General features: G+C 53.2%; 4 protein-coding genes and 1 pseudogene. 3 read left to right on the plus strand and 2 right to left on the minus strand.

From position 1 onward, the window contains the following. The first annotated feature begins 54 nt into the window (after positions 1-54). From AACS05_RS11160 to AACS05_RS11170, 3 genes are all read left to right on the plus strand, one after another. Positions 55-18,114 carry an Ig-like domain-containing protein gene (locus tag AACS05_RS11160; RefSeq protein WP_045442769.1) on the plus strand — a complete coding sequence of 6,020 codons (18,060 nt, stop codon included), beginning with the start codon at positions 55-57 and terminating at the stop codon, positions 18,112-18,114. Positions 18,115-18,291: 177 nt separating this feature from the next. Continuing rightward, the gene (locus AACS05_RS11165; RefSeq protein ID WP_045442771.1) at positions 18,292-20,484 is read left to right on the plus strand and encodes a type I secretion system permease/ATPase; all 2,193 of its coding nucleotides are present in this window, start codon (positions 18,292-18,294) and stop codon (positions 20,482-20,484) included. Continuing rightward, positions 20,481-21,656, plus strand: a complete 1,176-nt coding sequence (locus AACS05_RS11170; RefSeq protein ID WP_045442773.1) for an HlyD family efflux transporter periplasmic adaptor subunit — start codon at positions 20,481-20,483, stop codon at positions 21,654-21,656. Before AACS05_RS11165 ends, AACS05_RS11170 begins: the two co-directional genes overlap by 4 nt. Before the next feature lie 73 nt (positions 21,657-21,729). Here AACS05_RS11170 and AACS05_RS11175 read toward each other — a convergent pair whose 3' ends face one another. Then, positions 21,730-22,581, minus strand: coding sequence for a hypothetical protein (locus AACS05_RS11175; protein ID WP_045442775.1), 852 nt, complete (start codon positions 22,579-22,581; stop codon positions 21,730-21,732). A 1,025-nt stretch (positions 22,582-23,606) separates the two neighbouring features. Then, a pseudogene (locus AACS05_RS11180) lies at positions 23,607-23,930 on the minus strand (ISNCY family transposase); the annotation flags it as partial. Positions 23,931-24,355: the final 425 nt, after the last annotated feature.

Below are 24,355 nucleotides of genomic sequence, written 5' to 3' on the forward strand. Positions count from 1 at the left end.
CATCTGAATATTGGCAATGAGTAAAAGATGGTGGCGCCTGCAAGGAGAAAAAATATGAGTTCAGTAAAAATTGTTGATGTCATTATCCGAAAGACGGCTGAAAAAACAGTTCTGACAGGTGAAGGGAACCTCTCTGTTTCTGTCTCTGCACCCTGCGTTATCGAGGTCCATGGTTCTGCACAGGATGTGGCACGCTACGTGCGACAGGGTAAGGATCTCTTGCTTTACATGAAAGATGGTAGCGTGATCCGCTGCAACAATTATTTCATGGACGATCCTGAAGGTAAAAACCATTCAGAGTTGGTCTTTAACGATGAGGATCAACTTACCCATATATCGTTTGCTGAGACCGGAGAAGCGTCTGGGCTTGCGACCACTGAACTGACTTCTCATGCGACAACAATATCCAGTATCGAACCTTTTCTCGAGCAAGGTAGTGCCCTGAGCGATGCGCCGTGGGGCTGGATTGCGGGTGCAGCATTAGGCGGCGGCGCGATTGGCGCATTGCTGGCACATGGTGGTGATGGCAAAACCAAAATCATTGATAACACCAAAGAAGTTGAGAGCGCAACACCGACCTTTTTGGTAACGGACAAAGTGGGTGACAAGCAGGGTGTGCTGAGTGCAAAAGAGGTCACGGATGATAATACCCCAACCTTCAGCGGCACCGGACAACCTGGTGCGACCATTCAGATCAAAGATAGCAGCGGCAGCACCATTGCCAGCGCCATGGTCGGTAAAGACGGGGCCTGGACGGTAAAGCTTCCGACGCAGACGGACGGAGAACACACCTGGTCCGTCGTGCAGATCGACGGCAGTAAAACCACGGCTGCAGGCAGCATTACCGTGATCGTCTCAACGGCAGACGCGACCGTTACGCTCGCCACCACCGCAGACGATAATGTGATTAACGCCAGCGAGCAGTCCGCTGGCTTTACCCTCTCCGGTGCGAGCAAAAATCTCGTGCAGGGAACGGTGCTCACCGTCACGCTGAACGATAAAACCTATACTGCAGAAGTGGGCGAAAACGGCGCATGGAGCGTGAAGGTGCCCGCTGCAGACGCACAGGCCCTGGGTGACGGTACCTGGACGGTCAACGTCAGCGGCAAAGATGTGGCGGGTAATACCGTAAGCGGTAGCCAGACGATTGGCGTGGATACCGTGGCACCGACATTATCGATCGATGCGATTTCCCAGGACAACATCGTCAATGCTGCAGAGCACAACCTGACCCTGACCCTGACCGGTAAAACGAACACGGAAGCGGGCCAGATTTTAACCGTGACGCTGAACGGCAAAAACCACACGGCCACGGTAGGCAGTGACGGCACCTGGTCCGTTACGCTTCCTGCCAGCGAAGTACAAGAGCTGGCTGACGGCAACCATTCGTTGACCGTGAACGTCAGTGACAAGGGGGGTAACGGCTCTTCAACCACCGTCGATTTCACCGTTGATACCGCAGCACCCGTAGTCACGATCGATACCGTAGCGGGTGACGATACTCTCAATACCAGCGAGCAGGGCCAGGCGCAAATTATCTCCGGCAAGGCGAGCGGCGCGGCAGCGGGCGATGTGGTCACGGTTACCCTTGGTGGCCAGAGTTTTACCGGTGTGGTACAGGCCGATGGCAGCTGGAGCGTTGGTGTGCCTGCCTCCGTCATCGGCGCAATGGGTGAGGGGCGCCACAGCATTTCTGTCTCTGTTACCGATGCCTCGGGCAATACCGGCAACGCGACGCACGGCGTGACGCTGAGCGGCAATCCGCCAGAATTCACCATTGATGTCATCAGCCAGGACAATGTTCTGAATGCACAGGAGGCAATGCAGCCGCTGAGCCTGAGCGGAACCAGCAATCTGCCAAACGGCGGCGCCATCACCGTGACGCTGAACAACGTCAACTATCAGGCCACCGTTGAAAACGGCATCTGGAGTGTCCTGGTGCCGGTTTCCGACGTGCTGAATCTGGCAAATACCCTCTACACCGTCAGTGTGAGCGGCACGGACAGCGTGGGTAATAGCGGTTCTGCAGACGCTAATCTGCTGGTCGATACGGTGCTACCACAGGTGATTATCAATACCTTTGCGGGCGACAACCTTGTCAACAACGCCGAAGTGGCTGTGGATCAAACCCTAAGTGGGCGCGTCACCGACGCGGCGGCGGGCGATACTGTTTCCATCTCCGTTGGCGGCAAGAGCTATACCGCCACGGTGGGTAATAATCTGACCTGGAGCGTGACGATCCCGTCAGCGGATCTCAAGGCGTTTGGCGACGGCGATTTGACCTTCAGCGCTTCGGTCACTAATGCGCACGGCAACACCGGCAGCGGCGAACGTGATATCAACGTCAACGCCGAGCTGCCTGGTCTGCGCGTGAACATGATTTCTGGCGATGATGTGATCAACGCCATCGAACAGCAGCAGGATCTGACCGTCATCGGTTCCAGTAGCCATCTGGCCGCAGGCACGCAGATTACCGTCACCATCAACAACGTTGACTACACCGCCGTGGTGAACGCCAGCGGTAGCTGGCAAATTGGTGTTCCTGCGTCCGACCTTCAGGCATGGACGGCAGGGGATATTACGGTCAACGTCAGCGCGCAGGACACGTGGGGCAATACCGTTTCTGCTGAGCACCCCATCGAACTGGATCTGAACGCCGTAGCGGTGACCATTGATACCATTAGCAGCGATGACATGCTGAACACGGCCGAAAAAAGGGCTGAGGTCACGCTGTCAGGTCAGACGCAGGGCGTGGAAGCCGGTCAGACCGTGGTGGTTAAATTTGCCGACCAAATCTTTACCGCGCAGGTGCAGCAGGATGGTTCCTGGAGCCTGACCGTTCCAGCGAGTGCAATGGAACCCCTGATCGACGGACGTGCGCAGGTGAGCGTCAGTGTCACCAATGTGAACGGCAATAGCGCAGAAGCCTCGCGCATCGTCACCGTCGATACGTTGCCACCTACTATCACGTTGGACAACCTGACGCCCGATAACATCATCAATGCGGCGGAAGCGCAGCAGGATCTGGTGGTCAGCGGCACCAGTAATGCCCAGGCGGGGCAGACTGTCACCGTGACGCTGAACGGTAAATCTTACCAGACCACAGTCCAGACGGGCGGAACCTGGACCCTCAACGTACCGGCTGCCGACGTAGGCGCGCTGGTAGATGGCACTGTGACGGTAAGGGCTACTGTGAACGACGTGGCGGGCAACAGCAGTAGCGCAGATCGCGTGGGGCTGGTGGATGCCACCGTACCGCAGGTGACGATCAACGATTTTGTCACCGATACCAATACCGTGAACCAAATCGCCCATTCTCAGGCGCAGATCCTCAGCGGCTCCGTCACCGGCGCGGCAGTGGGTGATTTGGTCACCATCACCATCAATAATGTCGACTACACGACTGTGGTAGACGCTGTGGGCAACTGGAGTCTCGGCCTGCCAGCGTCTGTTGTTCAGGGGCTGGCCGACGGTACCATGACGATTAACGTCTCCGTAACTGACCAGTCCGGCAACACTGGCAGCAATTCGCTGGACGTTGTCGTTAACACCGTGACGCCGCAAATCGGCATCAATATCCTGGCGGCGGATGATGTGATCAATGCCACCGAGAAGGGCGAAGATCTGCTGCTCTCGGGTACCAGCAACCAGCCGGAAGGCACCCCCCTCACTGTTAATCTCAACGGTATCAACTATACCGCCATCACAGACGCTAGCGGTAACTGGAGCGTTAGCGTACCTGCGTCTGCGGTGAGCGCGCTGGGCGAAGTGAACTACACCGTGACTGCCAGCGTCACCGACAGCGTCGGCAACAGTGCCTCTACCACCCACAACGTGCTGGTGGACAGCTCGCTGCCGGTAGTGACCATCAACACCCTCGCGGGCGATAACATCGTTAACGCCTCGGAAGTGACGGCAGGGCAAACCCTGACTGGTAAGGTGAGCAATGCGGCGGCGGGCGATACCGTTACGATTATCCTCGGCGGCCAGACGTACACCGTTACCGTGCAGGACGATCTCACTTGGAGCATGCTGTTAACCGAGAGCCAGTTAAGCGCGCTCGGTAACGGCGAGCTGACCGTATCGGCAAGCGTAACCAACGCACACGGCAATACCGGTTCTTCTTCCCTGGACTTCACCATTGACGCCCAGCTGCCGGGTCTGCGTATTGATACCGTCGCCGGTGATGACGTGATCAACGTGATTGAACACGCGCAGAATCTGATTGTGTCCGGTACTAGCACCGATTTGGCGGCGGGCAGCACCGTCACCGTGACCATCAACAGTAAAGTTTATTCGGCAACGGTACTGGCAGATGGCACCTGGCAGGCGGCGGTTCCGGCGGCGGACGTGTCCCAGTGGGCGGACGGTTCGCTCACCATCAGCGCCAGTGCGCAAGATATCTCCGGCAACCCGGTGAACATCGGCACCGTTGTGGATGTGGATCTTGCCCCGGTGGCCATCAGCATCAGCAGCGTGACCGAAGACAACGTGCTGAATGCCGCAGAAAAAAGTCAGGATCTGGTGTTAAGCGGCACCTCATCGAACGTCGAAGCGGGCCAGAAAGTGACGGTCATTTTCGGCGGCAAGAGCTACACCACAACTGTCGACGTCGATGGTAACTGGAGTTATACCGTTCCAGCGGCTAATTTAAATAGCCTGAAAGATGGCGACGCCAGCGTGCAGGTCAGCGTGACCAACGTGAATGGCAATTCGGCCTCTTCCGCGCAGGAATACAGCGTCGATACCACCGCGCCGACGGTGACCATCAACACCATTAGCAGCGACAATATGCTAAATGCGACTGAAGCGGCGCTGGACCTGACCCTAAGCGGTACCTCAAGCGCCGAAGCCGGTCAGACGGTCACTGTGACCTTCAATGGCAATCAGTACACCGCGCAGGTTCAGGCAGACGGTACCTGGACGCTGAACGTTCCGGCAGCCGACATAGCAGGTATCACCGACGGCAATGCGGCGGTAACGGCGACCGTTTCCGATAAAGCGGGCAACCCGGCGAGCACGGGTTCATCCGTGCTGGTCGATGTCACTGTGCCAAATATCAGCTTCAACATCGTGGCGAGCGACGACATCATTAATATCGCCGAGCACGGCCAGGCGCTGATCGTCTCCGGAAACGTGAGCGGTGCGCAGGCGGGTGACGTCATCACCGTAACCCTGAACGGCAAAGATTACACTGCAATGCTCGGTGGTTCCGGTAACTGGAGCATTGGTGTGCCAGCCTCTGACGTTGGCGCGCTGGTGAACAGTGGCTACACCCTGAGCGCTTCCATCACGGATAAAGCCGGTAACAGCACCACTGCAACGCATGATATTGACGTCTCTCTGACCACGCCAGTTATCACTATCAATACCCTGGCGGGCGATGATGTCATCAACGTCACCGAGAAGGGCGAAGATCTGCTGCTCTCCGGCACCAGTAATCAGCCGGATGGCACCACTATCACTGTGACCCTGAATGGCATCAACTATATTGCCACCACCGATGCCAGCGGTAACTGGAGCGTCGTCGTTCCTGCAGCGAACGTCTCTGCGCTGGGTGAAGCAAACTACTCCGTCACGGCCAGCGTGACCGATACCGCAGGTAACAACACGAATACCAGCCATGGCGTACTGGTGGACAGCGCGATCCCGGTGGTAACCATCAACGCTATCGCTACCGACGACGTGATCAACGCGGCAGAAGTGGTCACGGGGCAGGTTCTGAGTGGTAAAGTCAGCGGTGCGGCGAGCGGTGATGTTGTCACGATTAACATTGGTGGTTATACGTACACGGCGACGGTTCAGGATGACCTGAGCTGGTTGGTAAATGTTCCATTGAGCGTCTTAACGGCTATCGGTAACGGCTTGCTGACTGTGTCAGCAAGCGTGACTAACGGCCACGGCAATACCGGCTCTGGCGAGCGTGACATCGCCATTGATGCCAATTTACCTGGCCTGCGCGTTGATACCGTGGCGGGCGACAATGTGATCAACAGCATCGAACATGCGCAGAACCTAATCGTCACCGGCTCCAGTGAGGGCCTTGCAGCAGGCTCCGCGCTGATGGTAACCGTGAACGGCAAAACCTACGCCGCTACGGTGCTGGCTGACGGCACCTGGAGTGCAGCAATTCCGGCGGCAGATGTTAGCGCACTGGCGGCGGGTACCGTGTCGGTCACAGTTGAAGGCGAGAGCGCGGCGGGTAACCCTGTATCCATCAATCACAACGTAACGGTCGATCTGGCGACGGTCGCCATCAGCATCGATGCCATTGCCACGGACGACGTGATTAACGCAGTGGAAAAAGGTGCGGAGCTGGTGCTGTCTGGCTCAACGACCAACGTGGAGCAGAACCAGACCGTCTATATCACCTTTGGCGGCAAATCTTACACTGCAAGTGTAGATGCCAGCGGTAACTGGACGGCAACCGTACCGACGGCAGATTTGGGCAGCCTGAAAGACGGTGATGCCAGCGTGCAGGTAAGCGTGACCAACGTGAACGGCAACAACGCTTCCGCCGGTCGTGAGTACAGTGTGGATGCGACCGCGCCGACGGTGTCTATCGAGATCGTTAGCGATAACAACATCATCAATGCGACAGAAGCGCAGGTCGATCTGGTCGTGAGCGGCGTGACCAACGCCGAATCCGGGCAGGCCGTGACCGTGATCCTGAACGGCCAGAATTACACCACCACCGTACAGGCAAACGGTAGCTGGAGCGTGACCGTACCTTCTGCGGATCTCGGCACGATTGTTGACGGCGACTACACCATCACCGCGGCGGTTTCCGATAAAGCGGGCAACCAGGCCTCGGCGGATCGCGATGTGCTGGTCGATACCACAGTGCCGAAACTGACCATCAATACCGTTTCTGACGACGACGTGATCAACAGTGCTGAACATGCGCAGGCGCTGATTGTCACCGGTTCCGTGACAGGCGCGGCAGCGGGCGATGTGGTGACCGTCACCATCAACAATAAAAATTACACCGCGACCCTGGATACTTCGGGCAACTGGATCGTGGGGGTGCCTGCGGCAGACGTGAATGCGTTGACTGCCGGAGATTACATCATCAGAGCGGCGCTGACCGATAAAGCCGGTAACAGCAACAGCGCCACGCACGACGTGGAAGTGAACCTAACCGCCCCGGTGCTGACCATTGACGTAATTTCCGGTGACGATGTCATCAACAGCACCGAAAAAACGCAGGATCTGACCCTCTCGGGCACGGCTTCCGGTCTAGCGGCAGGTGCGGTCGTCACCGTGATGCTCAACGGTATAGCCTACATCGCCACCGTCGATACCAACGGAAAGTGGACTACCACTGTTCCGGCGGACCAGGTGGGAGCGCTGGGTGAAGCCTTATACACCGTCACCGCGTCGGCAACGGATAGCGTAGGCAACAGCACCAGCACGTCACACACTGTGAACGTGGAGTCCGTATTACCTGGCGTGACCATCGACACCGTTGCGGGCGACGATGTGATCAACGCCGCCGAACTGGCGAACGGCCAGACCATCAGCGGTAAAGTGGTGAATGCCGAAGCGGGCAACACTGTGACCGTGACGATTGGCGGCAACACCTATACCACGGCGGTACAGGACGATCTGAGCTGGTCCATTAACGTCCCGGAATCCGCATTGAAGGCGCTGGGTAACGGTGAACTGATTGTAACCGCCAGCGTGACCAACGGCGTCGGCAACAGCAGTACAGGTGAGCGCGATATCACCATCGACGCGAACCTGCCGGGGCTGCGTGTAGACACCGTAGCAGGCGATGACGTGATCAACAGCATCGAGCATGCACAGAATCTGATTATCACCGGCTCCAGCAATGGCCTGAGCGCAGGTACAGCGCTGACAGTGACCGTCAACGGCAAAACCTACCCGGCAACCGTGCTGGCGGATGGCACCTGGAGCGCGGCGATCCCGTTAGCGGACGTGAGTGCCTTAGCTGCGGGAACTATCACCGTGACCGTTGAAGGCCAGAGCATCGCCGGTAACCCGGTTTCTATCGACCACAACGTGATGGTGGATCTGGCGACCGTTGCCATCAGCATTGATGCTATCGCGACTGACGACGTCATTAACGCCGCCGAGAAGGGCGCGGATCTGGTCCTTTCGGGGACCACCTCCAACGTGGAAGAGAACCAGACCGTCAACATCATCTTCGGCGGTAAGAGCTACACCGCGACCGTGGATGCAGATGGAAAATGGGCGGCGACTGTGTCATCTACTGACCTGGCTGGCATGAAAGATGGCGACGCCAGCGTGCAGGTGAGCGTCACCAACGTCAACGGCAACAGCGCGACTGCGGGACGCGAGTACAGCGTGGATGCCACCGCGCCGTCCGTGACCATCAGCACTGTTGCGGCTGACGATATTCTGAATGCAACGGAAGCCCAGTCGGATCTCACCATTTCCGGCACCAGTACGGCTGAAGCAGGCCAAACGGTAACCGTGAGTATGAACGGTAAAGACTACACCGCGACCGTCAACGCAAACGGCACCTGGACTCTGGATGTTCCGGCGGCTGACCTGACAGGATTAACCGACGGCAGCATGGACATTACCGCATCGGTAAGCGACAAAGTGGGTAATCCGGCGTCTGTCGACCACAACCTGACGATAGATGTGACCGTTCCTACGGTGACCATCAATACCGTTGCAGGCGATGACATCATTAACGTGGCTGAGCATTCTCAGGCACAGATTGTCAGCGGCTCAGCGACCGGCGCGGCTGCGGGAGATAAAGTTACCGTCACTATCGGCGGCCAGACCTGGACCACCGTACTGGATGCAACCGGTAACTGGAGCGTGGGCGTTCCGGCAAACGTGATTTCCGGCCTCAGTGATGGCAGCGTAACCATAAACGTCAGCGTGACGGATGCGGCGGGCAACACCGGCAACGGCACGCACAATGTGACCGTTGATAGCGGCCTGCCGTCGGTCAATTTCAACGCTATTAGCGACGACAACGTGCTGAATGCGTTGGAAAAAGGCCAGGATTTGAGCGTGAACGGTACAAGCGTTAACCTGGCCGAAGGCACCACCGTCACCGTCACGCTTAACGGCAAACAGTATACAGCAGCCACTGCGGTAGACGGCAGCTGGAGCCTGACGGTTCCGGCAGCCGATCTGGCGGACCTGGGCGAAGCGAACTACACCCTGAATGCAACGGCGATCAACGCCGTGGGCAACGGTGTGAGCAATACTGCAAACCTGCTGGTCGATACCGCGCTGCCAACCGTCACCATCAACACGGTTGCAGATGATAACGTCATTAACGCGGCGGAAGTCGCGGCAGGCCAAACCCTGAGCGGTACCGTGGCCCATGCGGAAGCGGGCAACACCGTTACTATAACCCTCGGCGGCAACACGTATACCGCAACGGTGCAGAACGATCTGAGCTGGTCAGTGAACGTGTCGTATGATGTGCTGACGGCGCTGGGTAACGGTAGATTGAGCATTTCGGCAACCGTGACCAACGGTCACGGTAACACCGGCTCCGGCGAGCGTGATGTTACCATCGACGCCAACCTCCCGGGTCTGCGTGTTGATACCGTTGCGGGCGATGATGTGGTCAACAGTATTGAACACAATCAGAACCTGATCGTGACAGGTTCCAGCGATGGAATAGCGTCAGGTACGATGCTGACGGTTAGAGTAAACGGCAAAGATTATGCGGCAACGGTGCTGGCAGATGGTACCTGGAGCGCGGCTGTTTCGCAGGCGGACGTGAGCGCATGGCCGGAAGGCACCGTGAAGATCAGCGTTACTGGCGACAGTACGGCGGGCAACCCGGTGACTATCAGCCATGACGTCACCGTCGATCTGGCAGTCGTTGCTGTTAGCATCGACGCCATTGCCACCGACGACGTGATCAATGCCGCTGAAAAAGGTGTCGATCTGGTGCTTTCCGGCGCGACAACCAACGTCGAAGCCAACCAGATCGTCACGCTTAGCATGGGTGGCAAAATCTATACTGTGAAGGTGGGTGCCGACGGCACCTGGACGGCGACCATCCCATCGACAGACCTGGTGGGACTGAAAGACGGCGACGCCAGCGTGCAAGTGAGCGTGACCAACGTGAACGGTAACAGCGCATCGGCGGGCCGAGAGTACAGCGTGGATGCGACCGCACCTTCCGTAACTATCAATACCCTTGCGGCTGACGATATTCTGAATGCAACGGAAGCGCAGTCTGACCTGACGGTTTCCGGTACCAGCACCGCAGAAGCCGGGCAGACGGTGATAGTGAGCCTGAACGGCAAAGATTACACCACGACCGTCGGCATCAATGGTAGCTGGACATTGAACGTCCCATCTGCGGATTTGGTAACACTCGGTGACGGCAGCGTCATCGTGACCGCTAGCGTGAGCGACAAAGCGGGTAACCCGGCATCCGTAGACCACAATCTGACGGTGGATGTGACCGTTCCGATTGTGAGCATTAACACCATTGCGGGTGATGATGTGATTAACGTGACTGAGCACGCTCAGGCGCAGATCGTCAGCGGCTCCGCCACTGGCGCGACGGCAGGCGACAAAGTCACCGTCAATATTGGCGGACAGACTTACACCACCGTGCTGGACGCGGCGGGTAACTGGAGCGTGGGCGTTCCAGCGAGCGTGATTTCCGCGCTGCAGAACGGTACCGTGACGGTCAACGCCAGCGTAACCGATGCTGCGGGCAATACCGGCTCTGGCACCCATACCGTCACCGTTGATACCGGGCTGCCGTCAGTTGTCTTCGACACCCTCAGCGGCGATAACGTGCTGAACGCGGTGGAGAAAGGCCAGGATCTGAGCGTGAGCGGCACCAGTGCCAACCTGGCGGAAGGCACCCTGGTCACAGTGACCCTGAACGGTAAACAATACACGGCGACAACCGCTGCAAGCGGAAGCTGGAGCTTGACGGTTCCGGCGGCGGATCTGACCGCTCTGGGTGAAGCAAATTACACTCTGAGCGCGACGGCGACTAGCGCCGTGGGTAACAGCGTCAGCAACACCGCGAACCTGCAGGTGGACACTGGCCTGCCAACCGTCACCATCAATACCATCGCGGGTGACAACGTCATCAATGCCTCCGAAGTGGCTGCAGGCCAGACTATTAGCGGTAAAGTTGCCAACGCAGAGGCGGGCAGTATCGTAACGGTTTCTATCGGCGGGAATGATTATATCTCAACGGTTCAGAGCGATCTGAGCTGGTCAGTGAACGTGTCGTATGATGTGCTGACGGCGCTGGGCAACGGCAGTTTGAGCATATCGGCAACCGTGACCAACGGTCACGGTAACACCGGCTCCGGCGAGCGTGATGTTACCATCGACGCCAACCTCCCGGGTCTGCGTGTTGATACCGTTGCGGGCGATGATGTGGTCAACAGTATTGAACACAATCAGAACCTGATCGTGACAGGCTCCAGCGACGGTCTGATCCCAGGCACCGCGCTGACCGTAACGATCAATGGCAAAACCTACGCAACATCCGTGCTGGCAGACGGTACATGGAGTGCGGCAATCCCGGCGGCAGACGTGGGTGCTCTGGCAGCAGGCACGGTGACCGTCACAGTAGAAGGCCAGAGCACCGCGGGCAACCCGGTGACTATCAGCCATGATGTCACCGTCGATCTGGCAGCCGTAGCTGTTAGCATCAACACCATCGCCACCGACGACGTGATCAATGCCGCTGAAAAAGGTATCGATCTGGTGCTTTCCGGCAGCACGTCCAATGTGGAAGAAAACCAGACCGTGACCATCACCTTTAGCGGCAAGTCTTACACCGTGAAAGTCGATGCCGACGGCAACTGGACTGCAACCGTGCCCTCCGCTGATCTCACCGGACTGAAAGACGGCGACGCCAGTGTGCAGGTGAGCGTCACCAACGTGAATGGCAACAGCGCCTCTGCGGGACGCGAGTACAGCGTGGATGCGACGGTGCCAACCGTGTCAATTGATACGGTGGCAGGCGACAACGTGATTAACAGCGCGGAAGCCTCTGCGGGGGTAGCGATCTCCGGCACCACCACGGCAGAAGTAGGGCAGACGGTGACCGTGACGCTTGGCGGTAAGAGTTACACCGCGCAGGTTCTGCAGGGCGGCGTCTGGCGCGTTAACGTGCCAGCGGCAGACCTGACAACCATGGCGGACAACGGCTACACCGTACAAGTGAGCGTGAGCGATGCGGCGGGTAACACCGGCAGTGCGGATAAAACGATTACGCTCGACACTACGCCGCCAACCGTCAGCTTTAACATCGTGGCTGGTGATGACGTGATTAACAGTCTGGAGCATACCCAGGCGCAAATTGTCAGCGGGACAGCAACCGGCGCGAACGTCGGCGATAAGCTGGTCATCACCATTGGCTCAAACCAGTACACCACCACCGTTGATGCCAGCGGTAACTGGAGTGTGGGCGTACCGGCCAGCGTGATTTCTGCCCTGACTGACGGCACCGTAACCATCAGCGCAACTATCACCGACAGCGCGGGTAACAGCAACACCCAGACGCACAATGTAGTGGTGAATACCGCCCCCGTGGCGCTGACCGTCAACACCCTCAGCGGTGATGACGTGATCAACGCGGCGGAAGCGGGCAATACGCTGACGATCAACGGTTCCAGCACGCAGTTTGCCAGCGGCACGCAGGTGACTGTGATCCTGAATGGGAAGAGCTACACGGCCATCATTCAGAACGACGGCTCCTGGAGTACAACGGTACCGGCTGTAGACGTGGGCGCACTGGGCGATGGCGCGAGCTATCAAGTCTCTGTTTCGGCGCGGGACAGCGCAGGCAACAGTGCTTCGGCGACACATAACATCAGCGTGGAAACCACTGCGCCAGTTGTCAGCATTGCCACGATTTCCAGTGATGATGTTCTGAATGCGGCTGAGGTGCAGCAGCCGCTGACCGTGCACGGTTCTTCCAGCGCAGAAGCGGGCCAGACGGTGACCGTGACGCTGGGTGGCAAAACTTACACTACGGTGGTGAGGAGTGATGGCACATGGACGCTGGATGTTCCGGCGGCAGACCTGGTAGTCCTCAGTGAAGGCACCCTGACAGTCACTGCGTCAGTGAACGACAAAGTCGGTAACAACGGCCAGGCCACGCATACCCTGACGGCTGATACCGTGGCACCAACCGTCACCATCAGCACTGTGGCAGATGACGATATCGTCAACAACGCTGAGCAGTTGGCGGGCCAGACCATAAGTGGTAGCACCACGGCGGAACAGGGCCAGATGGTGACGGTCTCCTTCAACGGCCACAGCTATCAGGCGACCGTGGCGGCGGACGGTTCGTGGTCGGTCTTCGTGCCGGGCCATAATTTCCTCGGCCTGACCGATGGGGATTACACCCTCACCGCGACGGTGAGCGATAAAGCGGGCAACCCGGGCAGCGCCACGCACGAAGTGACGTTGAGCGGTGACGTACCGACGATTACGATTAACACCTTTGCTGAAGATGACATCGTCAGCGCGGCGGAGCACGGCACGCCTCTGGTCGTCAGCGGTGCCACCGACGCACCTGCGGGTCAGACGGTGACCATTACGCTCAACGGTAAAACCTACACCGCAACTGTGCAGAATGACGGTAGTTGGACCTACACCGTCGCCAGCGCGGACGTGACCGCGCTGGCAGACGGCGGTTCATATGTGATTAACGCTCAGGTGAGCAATACCATTGGTAACAGCGCCAGCGCCGACCACACCGTGACAGTTGATTTGACTGCACCATCAATGGTGATCGGTATTGATTCGCTGCAAAATGACACCGGCCTGAGCGCGAGTGATTTCATCACTAACGACAGTAAGGTCATCGTTAACGGCTCACTGACCGCACAACTTGGTAATAACGAGAAAGCACAGATCAGTCTTGATGAAGGTGGGACTTGGATTGATCTGACCGTTACTGGCTTGCAATGGCGCTACACCGACGGCCGCGCCCTGACAGACGGAACGTACCAATATCAGGTTCGTGTGATCGACAATGCGGGTAACGTCGGCGCAACGGACAGCCGGGACGTGGTGATTGACCTGACCGCACCGGCGGCCACGACCATTACTGTGGATTCCGTTACCCAAGATACCGGACTGTCTGGCAACGACTTTATTACCAGCGACAACCAGATCAGCCTGAAAGGAACGCTCGGGGCGGCGCTGGGCAATGGCGATCACGCGCAGATTAGCCTGGATGGCGGTCGCACATGGACTGACGTCAGCGTCAGCGGTCTGAGCTGGACGTATGTCGATGGCCGTACGCTGGCCGATGGTGATTGCAACTATCAACTGCGAATTATTGATAACGCAGGTAATGTCAGCGCCAACACCAGCCAGGTGGTGACTATTGATACCGTCGCACCAGACACCAGAAAAACCATCACCATTGATAGCATCAGCGATGATAGCGGGCTGAGCAGCAGCGACTTCATTACCAACGATACCTCGCTGACGCTGCACGGTTCGCTGGGAGCAACACTGGCCGCTGATGAATACGTTCAGATCAGTATTGACGGCGGCGATACCTGGCAGAACGTAATTGTGACTGGCAACAACAGTTGGCACTACGTTGATGGGCGCACGCTGCAAAACACCACCTACGATTATTATGTGAGGGTAGTGGATGTTGCCGGAAACATCGGTGCTTCCGCGCATCAACAGGTGACCGTTGATACGGTCGCTCCTGACGCGGCTATCACAGTAACAGTGGATAACATTACTGTTGATACTGGGTTCGATAATAATGATTTCCTGACCAGCTCAACGTCGTACACTCTGCACGGTACGCTGGGTGTGAAACCTGGCACAAATGAGTATGTCCAAGTGAGAGTTGATGGTGGGACTACATGGGCCTACGCCACGGTGAATGGGACGAGCTGGAGCTATACCGATACCCGCACGCTCACCGATGGCGAGCATCGCTATCAGGTTCGCGTGGTAGATCAGGCCGGTAACGTAGGGGCGACGACCTCTCAGGTGGTCACTGTCGATACCCAGGCACCGCAGAATGGCATCACTATTGACAGCATTAGCGAAGATACCGGGCAGTCCAGCAGCGACTTCATCACCATTGACACCAAGCTGACCATTAACGGCTCGCTGGGCAGCGGGCTGGAAAGCGATGAGCGCGTGCAAATAAGCCTTGATGGCGGCAATGCTTGGATTGACACAGCCGTGACTAACCAGCGCTGGAGCTACACTGATACCCGTGATCTGGCTGACGGTGATTACACCTACCAGGTGCGGATCGTCGACCAGGCAGGTAACGTCGGCTCTACCTCTTCGCAGGTGGTGACGGTCGATACCACGACGCCAGTCACGGTCGGTAGGGTCGTCAGCTACACCGACGGAGAAGGCGAACGCCAGGGCAGTTTTGGCGCATCGGTGGCAACAGATGACAGTTCCCCTGTGATTAACGGGACACTTAACCGTGCGCCGGACAATGGCGAGATTGTGCAGTTGTATCGTGATAGTGTGCTGCTGGGATTGGTAACGATGAGCGATGCCGCCAGTTGGTATTTCCAGGATAGTGGTTTGAATGATGGTAATCACACCTATATGTTGCGTGTGACCGATCTGGCGGGTAACCACACCGATTCAGATGATTTTGTGCTGAAAGTAGATACTCGCATCCCTACCACCACCGTGAGCATTACCGCCCAGACTACGACAGACACTACCCCCATTCTGAGTGGTTTGCTATCGGCGAAACTGACTAACAGTGAGTATCTCGTTATCAACGTGAACGGTAAAACCTACACCTCTGATTCAGGCGGTGCGGTAGTGGTCGATCCGGATAATAACACTTGGTATTTGCAGATCCCGGACGGCGATGCGCTGAGCGTGAAGAATTATGATGTCACAGCAGTAGTGAAAAGTAGCGCCGGCAACGGTAATACCGTTGATTTGACCACCGGCAGCCTGGTCGTGGGTAATGAAGCATCATTGACACCAGCCTGGTCATTTACCGCCGCGAATGATTCCTATTCTTCCAGCTATATGCTGGATTCGGATGGGCTGTGGACGATTATCGCAAATCAGCAATTCGCATCGGCGGACGCCAGCAGCCGTAACTCTTACACCGTTTCAGGTAATTTTTCTATGACGGGGAATTACACCACGGGTACTTATGCGGATATCAACCGCGACGGGCTGGCAGACGTGCTTGCTGAAGGGACAAGCTGGGACTACATGGCGCAGTTAATCAATAATGGTGACGGTACTTATACCACTACTGTGTTGACTAATACTTCTGTCATACATACTGCGGTGTGGTATGGCGCGGTGGTTGCCATTGATATTCAGGGTGATGGTTACACCGATTTCGTCATTGGTGATGCTGGGGGACCTGATTCCAGCACCTTCATGCTCAATAACAACGGTACGCTGACCGGTAGTTCTAAGTCCGGGACATACACCAACTTTGTATCAGGTTCGACGGTAGGTAGGTACAACAGCCTGATTGAGGCGTCCGGTGTGGATTTGAATAACGACGGAAAAGTGGATATTGCCCAGCATACGACCAACGGGAATAACTCCTATGCGCTGTCGACCATGTTTAACCAAGGCAATGGTTCTTTTACATGGGGGCAAAACTTTACCAATACCATGTACAGCGGCATTAGCGCTGGCGCGGCTTCCAGTGCGGTAAGTATGACGTGGGCCGACTTTAATGGCGATGGTTACATGGACCTGTATATCAGCATGTCCCGTACCTCCAGCGGAACCAGTCAGGGCGGCGTGTTAATGCTGAACGATGGTAGCGGTAACCTTCTTGCAGGCACTGCGGTTGGAACAGCGACCACGGATAAGTTTGTGGGTAACGTCAGCGTGGCGGTGGACTGGAACCTCGACGGTAACATGGACATCATCAAACTGGCGAATAGCGGGCAGTCTTATCTTTACACCAATGATGGACTGGCGGGTACAGCAAGTTTTACAGCTTCAAAATTCAGTACCGCTACGTCAACTCAGGTATCCGGAGCTGCTCTGCTTGATTACGACTGGGATGGTGCACAGGATCTGCTGATTTTCCGTCAAAACGGTACTGTTTTACTGGAGCGTAATACCAATACGGTTGCGCCTGGAACAGCATTGCATTTGAAGATTGTCGACAGCGAAGGAATTAACGCCTTCTTTGGCAACACTGTCCAGCTATACAACTCGGCAAATCAGTTGGTCGCCAGCGAAATCATCAATGCCCAGTCAGGGATCGGCATAAACGATTCCTCGTCACTCATCAGTTTTTACGGTTTGGACCCCAGTGAAACTTACCGTGCGGTGCTGGTTCGTGCCATTAACGGTGTTTCAAGTAATGCAACCTGGGATGGACTGACAGCAGGAGACGGTAAAGAGAGTTATTCCCTGACGGCTGATGCTGCCACAGGCGGACACCACGGAACCCTGACAGGTACCGGATACAACGATACCTTTATAGCTGAGGCGGGGAATTATACCTACAACGGTTCTGGTGGTTGGACGACAACCTCTGAACACGACACGTGGAGCAGTACAGGCGGCGTGGATGTCGTAGATTATCGCCATGCTGCTTCCGGTGTAACCGTCGATCTGGGGCGCTCTACGGCTCAGAGTACCGGGTTCGATACCGCGACGTTGGTTAATATTGAAGGGATTAATGGTTCCAACTACAACGACGTTATTACTGGCAATAGCGGTGATAACCAGTTCGAAGGGCGCGGCGGTAATGACACCTTCAATATCGGCAGCGGCGGTCACGATACGTTGCTTTATAAGCTGATCAACGCTTTGGATGCCACGGGTGGCAACGGCAGCGATGTGGTAAACGGCTTTACTGTCGGTACCTGGGAGGGGACGGCAGATACTGACCGTATTGACCTGCGCGATCTGCTTTCTGATAGCGGCTATACCGGCACGGGATCGGCGAGCTATGTGAATGGCGTGGCGACGTTGGACAGTGGGGTGAACAATCTCACTGACTATATCCAGGTGGTACAAATTGGGAGCAACACTCAGATTCAGATCGACAGAGATGGAACGGGTAGCCAGTTCGACTCGACCATCGTCGTGACGCTTAATGGTGTGCAAACCGATTTGGCCACGTTGCTGGCAAATCATCAATTGTTATTAGCGTAATCAAATGAGCTGCGAGGGTATAAACTCACGCAGCTATTCATTTCTTTACATAAAAATTGATAACAAACAGAAAAATAAAGATTTTTTCTTTTTTATTAGGATTCTGTTCGTATTGATATATCAATTAAATGACATAATTTCGACGCGTGACAATGTTGTTGGATAGGAAGTAGCACTATGAAAACTCATCCGCTTTATGAGCCATGGCTACAAGCCATGCTTATTATTGCGAAACATTACCGGCTTGATTTTTCGTTAGAACATGTCCGGGTGGTGATTAATCACGAAAGCCAGTCACCGCGTCAACAAGTCCTGGAAGATATGGCTCGCCATTTGGGATTAGGATTGAGGAGAGTTTCGGTGAATGCCGAATTACTCGACCCCTGGCGTTTGCCGTTAATTGCTGAGTTTACTGGCGGTCAAATTGCAGTTATCAACCGGATGGATAAAGAGGGGAATGTTAGTCTTCAATTCAGCGGCGATAGTGGTCTTGAAACAGTATTAACGCGAGAGGAGCTTGCAACGCGCCTGCTAGGGGGGGTCGTGCTTCGCCCTCTTGAGTCAACGCCAGACGCACGCGTTGATGATTATATCAAACCTTATGAGAAAAACTGGTTCTGGCAACTGGCGCTGAAAGACTGGCGCCGTTATGGCGATATCATGCTGGTGGCGATGATCGCGAATGTACTGGCGCTTTCAGGCATGGTGTTTTCTATGCAGGTGTACGATCGCGTAGTTCCGTCACAGTCGGAAGCAACGCTATGGGTCCTCTTTGGAGGGGTCATGGTGGCTATTACCTTTGAGTTCATCATGCGTATGCTACGCGTCCATCTTTCAGATGTAATTGGTAAACGCGCAGACCTGCGGATCTCAGAACGCGTATTTGCTCATGCTCTGAGAATTAAAAATGGTGCGCGGTCAAAATCCACGGGCTCTTTCATCGCTCAAATCCGTGAGCTGGAATCGGTGCGAGAGTTGATTACCTCCACGACTATCGCGGCAATTTCCGATCTCCCCTTTTTCCTGTTGTTCGTTTTTATCCTCTGGATGATTGGCGGGCCGCTTGTGCTGGTGGTATTGCTGGCCGTTCCGTTGCTGCTAATCCCTGGACTGCTGGTACAACGTCCGTTAGGACGGCTCTCCAGCGAAGGGATGCGCGAGTCGGCTATTCGTAACGCCACGTTGGTAGAGGCGGTACAGGGTCTTGAAGATATCAAGCTGATGCGTGCTGAGCAGCGTTTTCAAAATCAGTGGAATAACACCAATGATGTCGCCGCTAATGTGGCAATGAAACAGCGTTGGCTAACGGGGTTACTGCTGACCTGGACCCAGGAGGTTCAATCCATCGTTTATGCTGTGGTGCTGCTGATAGGTTGTTATCTGGTGATTAGTGGAGATATGACCACCGGCGCGTTAGTGGGTACCTCTATCCTTGCATCACGCACAATTGCTCCACTATCACAAATTTCCGGCGTGCTCTCTCGCTGGCAGTCAGCGAAGGTTGCACGTAAAGGGCTTGATGATCTGATGCAACGGCCAATTGACGATCCGCAATCCGGCAAGAAAGTTCATAAAGCCCATCTGCGCGGAAATTACGTCATGGAAGACGTGAGTTTCTATTATGATGAGGAAGAAAAACTTGATGTATTAAATATATCACGTCTCCATATTCAAGCCGGAGAACGTATTGCCCTGCTGGGACGTAACGGCTCAGGGAAAAGTACGCTTCTGCAACTTCTTGCGGGTATGCAGGAACCACAGCAAGGTTCCATCTTACTTGACGATATCTCACTCAATCATCTTGACCCTGCTGATTTACGCCGGGACATGCAGCTACTAAGCCAGCAGGCTCGCCTGTTCTTTGGCTCAGTGCGTGACAATATTATAATGGGCAATCCCTTAGCGACTGATGAGGAGATCCATCAGTCGCTGGTGATAACAGGAGCATTGGATTTCGTTCGTAAACAGAAAATGGGTCTGAATTACATTGTAAATGAGGGCGGGGCTGGTCTGTCTGGCGGTCAGCGACAGGCGCTATTACTCGCCCGCGCACTCTTAACATCACCTAATATTTTGCTGCTTGATGAACCGACGGCCTGGCTTGACGAGGTGAGTGAGAAACAGTTTATCGGCAGTCTGAAAGGCTGGTTGGGAAAAACGCGCACACTCATTGTCGCTACACACCGCTTACCTATCCTTGAACTGGTTGACCGCATTATTGTGCTGGATAACGGCCGAATTGTTATGGATGGACCACGAGATAGCATTCTTCGTGAACATGGTATGGCTCCACAAAAAGCGGGCCAACGTACGGTAACAATGAAAAAAGCGACTTCTCAAAAAACGGTAATAAATGAGGAGGGCGTATGAGCGATTTCAGTCGTTTTAACAGTCGTCTTCAGGAGCCTCATCTTCCTCGCTCTAGTCTGGTGGTATGGAGCGTGGTGTCTATGCTTGTTGTTTTCATCGCGTGGGCAGGTTGGTTTCAACTTGATGAAGTTACAACCGGAAGCGGTAAAGTAGTGCCTTCTTCACATGAGCAGGTTATCCAGTCGCTGGAAGGCGGAATCATCCACAAATTGCTTGTTCAAGAAGGCGATATCGTTGAACGCGGACAGCAGGTTGCACAACTGGATCGAACAAAAACAGAATCCAGTGTTCTGGAAAGTGAATCCCGGTTAAATGCGGCGCTGGCAACTGCTTCACGTTTGACTGCCGAAGTGAATGGTACAGAACTTACTTTTCCGGCTGAGCTGGATGATTATGTCGACCTGGTCAGACAAGAGACGGCACTTTTTACTTCACGCCGCGAAAGCCTGGAAAAGGGGGTTGCTGGATTACGTCAGGGAATGACGTTGGTCCAAAGAGAGTTGGCTCTTACTCAACCTTTGGTAAAGCAGGGGGCTGCCAGTAATGTGGAAGTTCTTCGCCTGCAACGGCAAAAGAACGAATTAGAAAACAAAGTGACAGAAATGCAGAATCAATACTTTGTGCGCGCACGTGAAGAATTAGCCAAAGCGAATGCCGAAATTGAAGCGCAACGTTCCGTAATGAAAGGTCGTGAAGACTCTCTAACCCGGCTGACTTTCAACGCACCGGTGAGAAGCATTGTTAAAGATATTGATGTAACGACAGTCGGCGGTGTTATACCGCCAAATGGCAAATTGATGACTCTGGTTCCACTGGATGATCAGATGGTTATTGAAGCGAAAATCTCGCCCAGAGATGTTGCATTCATTCACCCTGGACAAGCGGCGTTAGTTAAAATTACAGCTTATGACTATTCCATTTATGGAGGTCTTCAGGGTGAAGTAATGATGATTTCACCGGATACAATCCAGGATGATGTAAAACGCGATGTCTATTTTTATCGTGTCTATATCAGAACTAACACTAATCACCTTGAAAACAAACAGGGTAAAGAGTTTCCAATATTTCCTGGCATGATTGCTACTGTTGATATAAAAACGGGCAGTAAATCGATACTCGATTATTTGTTAAAACCATTGAACAAAGCAAAAGAGGCGCTACGAGAAAGATAAAAAAAGCGATCGACGTAAATCGAACGCTTGTAACTTATTACAGGATAACACGAAGGGATGGCATAAAATTTAACTATTTTTCAGGATGTAAATTCAGATAATGCATGACATACGAAAAATATAGACCTGTATAGTTTTCGACGAGTTGAATAAATGATGGGTAAATTTCAATCAATCCATCTGCTCTTTCTTTCAGGTAACCCGTGCCTTGGGCAACTTTTATGATTTTGCTGACATGAATCCGTGACACAAAAAATTCTTTGGCCAGTGCATTCGATGAGTAATTAATGATGGCCCCTCGAGTGGTCATATTTTCTATGGCTTGCAAGTAAAGATAAAGCATAATCATTCGCCCTCCATCTTTTCCAATAAATACTCCGACTTCGGGTAGATTTTCTTTGAAGGTCACTCCGCGAAAAAGGTATTGAGCCGCTCGTCTGAAAAAGTCTTGTCGGGGCACTTCATCATCCAGTAAATCTACCGAGATATTATATTCGGGATAGAGCAAATTCAACGGCAAAAACGCGCCAGACATATATCTTTTAAGTTCATCAATTCCTTTTTGTGTTGGCATAATCAGGACTTTTCTTCTGTCTTCCGGGCTACGCCATGTTTTAATTCTGTTCGTCGTTTTCAATAGGGCAATTATTGCGATGACGCTATTAGGGCTGGCTATTTTATATCTGGAACAAAGTTCTTTAATATCTGACACGCATGATGCTTGGTTGCCAAAAATAAAGCAGCACACTGAGAGTGCAATGTTTAACCTTGATTCTTGAAGCATTACTTTGTAGAACAAAGGTTGCTTCTTATAAAGTTTATCATTGATTTGATAATGTTCTCTTATGGCAGCCCTAAATTTAGGATTGTCTTTTATAATGTTTTTTCGATGAAGCAATGCCTCTGAAGGAGTTTTGGCTTTCATATGGTAGACCTATGTTTAATTATTTAAATAATGTTGATGTGTTGATGTGTTCAGATAGCTCGCCATCAATTTATTATACATTGGAAATAATAATATTACTTTTAATATCTAATCATATTATGAACGTAAGGTGATATTTGATAAGTTCACCACAAAGTTCAGAAGTCAAAGAATATCGTAGCCTGGCTTAAATGACATGCAGGAGGACTCAGACACTCTATTTTGATAATGTTCTCTAGCCTTTTCTTTGTTAATTTTTTTAACACAATATCGAGCTGTATACGAAGCCGATTCGAAAGAAAATCCTGCGCCAATGGAATGGCCATGTGGCGATAATTCCCTAAGAATATTGGATATGAACTGATAATGAAGGCGGGCTAATTTCGAGCCATATTCACCATAGCCTAAACAGCTGATTTTATGATTAAAGCATTTACGCAGTAGCTTAAAAAACAAAGTTAAGTTTGGGCGGTAAAGAGTTGGAAGGTCGTATTGTTTTGAGACCAGGTATTGTCTCTGAATGTATTTTGGCATTAATTTTTTTTCGAATCACCTTTATATTAGCTTTGAAGTTAATTCTGATTTTAAATATTACCATCCATTTATCACATAGATTGATTTCAACATGCTTTCAAATTATTTACAGCAATCTGTTAAGTATTCTTTATATCTTTTATGTCTGTAGTAATCATGAGTAGATAAAAATTCCTTATTCTCGACTTTGTAATAATTACTTGAATATAGCAAACGTATTACTGGTCTAACCACAGTTGAGTGCATTATTTGAGAGTCAACTCTCGATATTTCATTCCCTTCAAATTGATAGTCAATGTCACTTTCTCTCTCTAACTCTATGATTTAATTAAGATATTATAATATCTGTTTTTTCATTTGCATTGGTGACAACCTTTCTGAAAATTGTATTTATCTCTGCAAAGCATAACTCGATTACGTCTAATTTAGAATATATCGAATTTGAATCTTCAGTTTTGAAGGTATAATATTATACTCATATACATCTAAAAACTCTCCTCGTTGTCGCGTTTATTTGAATCAGTTTAATAAATTCTAGTGCGCGTCCGAGTCGTTTGTTGTCGACGATAGCGCCCTGGTCGATTTCTGAAAGGCGATCATAAGTGGAGTAGGGAAGAGCAGTCGCGTTGAGCCGGAGCTCTTTTCTCCCATCTGGATAGTGCCAGACTTCGATATATTTCCCGATGGTCCTTCGGCTTAGCTCAGAGTCTTCAATCAGATGCAGTACTTTGTCATATTGCACTGTCAGGGATTTTGAAACACGACGGGGTTCTCCGCCACGTTAAAAATGCTGCCAGATCATCATCATTTTCAAGCGGTTATGGACATTGAAGTTGGGCACGTTCTACACGGCCTTTAGTAGAGCTTGTTTTCGCGCAGATAGTCTGGATAAGTGTGTGTGGCGGTATCAGCCCGGAACTGGCCTACATTCAAAAACAGCTAATGCCGAAGTGGGCAAAAGTTAAAGCACAAAAGAAGAAGCGTTCCAGTTTGCAGTAACCAGAATCACATCCAAGCTAATGCACAGGCTTGTACAATCCAAAATATGAAACAGGTTCTGATGATGTCTGTCAGGTAGATGAAGAAGCTACAAGCCAGCACGGACTCTCGAACGCAGTGAGAGTTTGGCCATAACGCTCCTCGGTCTGAACCAGAGGACGCAAGACAATCCAACTGTTATGCTAACTGAACTGAATTACTATGCACCAGTCTGGCTACAATTCTCGTTACCTGACGTTAG

Source organism: Citrobacter sp. S-77 (assembly GCF_963864895.1).
In the GTDB taxonomy this organism is placed as follows: Bacteria; Pseudomonadota; Gammaproteobacteria; order Enterobacterales; family Enterobacteriaceae; genus Citrobacter; species Citrobacter murliniae.

Bases quoted from the DNA above. Each gene is read 5' to 3' on its own strand.
- AACS05_RS11165 (WP_045442771.1), top strand. From the start codon at position 18,292: ATGAAAACTCATCCGCTTTATGAGCCATGGCTACAAGCCATGCTTATT.
- AACS05_RS11175 (WP_045442775.1), bottom strand. From the start codon at position 22,581: ATGAAAGCCAAAACTCCTTCAGAGGCATTGCTTCATCGAAAAAACATT.
- AACS05_RS11170 (WP_045442773.1), top strand. From the start codon at position 20,481: ATGAGCGATTTCAGTCGTTTTAACAGTCGTCTTCAGGAGCCTCATCTT.
- AACS05_RS11160 (WP_045442769.1), top strand. From the start codon at position 55: ATGAGTTCAGTAAAAATTGTTGATGTCATTATCCGAAAGACGGCTGAA.